This is a genomic window from Streptococcus sp. WM07 (genome assembly GCF_004570525.1).
Classification (GTDB): domain Bacteria; phylum Bacillota; class Bacilli; order Lactobacillales; family Streptococcaceae; genus Streptococcus.
In genome coordinates this window covers 1-418 of the sequence record NZ_SPPZ01000214.1, presented here as the reverse complement: position 1 = coordinate 418, position 418 = coordinate 1, and the positions used below count along the sequence as shown (strand labels likewise).

The following is a 418-nucleotide window of genomic DNA, read 5'->3' as shown; positions in this document are numbered from 1 at the left end:
ATGGAACGGCCTGGACATGCGCGCGTTGGGCTACGAAGTCGCCGAGATGATACAAGGCGAGCGCGCCACCCATGTGATGGTGCGCAAACAGGCCTAGAGGCTACTGCGATAGAAATGTGGTGTGACGCCGGTCGATTCAGTTCCGGGTATCGAAGCTCTTCAATTGACTGCGACTCACGCCTCCGTTTTTATTGATCAGAGGGCCTCACTGCCCTCTGATTACATCAACAGCGCCTACTTCTTCTTAGGCAGCGCATACGCCACCAGATAGTCGCCGGGTTTGGTCTGCATCAGGTTGTTGCCACCGGCCGTAATCACCACAAACTGGCGGCCACTGTCTTTGGACTCGTAGGTCATGGGCGTGGCATTGCCACCGGCGGGCAGGCGCGATTTCCACACCACGTCGCCACTCTTCAGG

General features: G+C 57.7%; 1 protein-coding gene. It reads right to left on the bottom strand.

All coding sequences use genetic code 11. From position 1 onward, the window contains the following. Positions 1 to 234: 234 nt before the first annotated feature. Positions 235 to 418, bottom strand: a 184-nt coding sequence (locus E4T71_RS09970) for a hypothetical protein (protein ID WP_167758521.1), incomplete at its 5' end; no start/stop codon positions are given.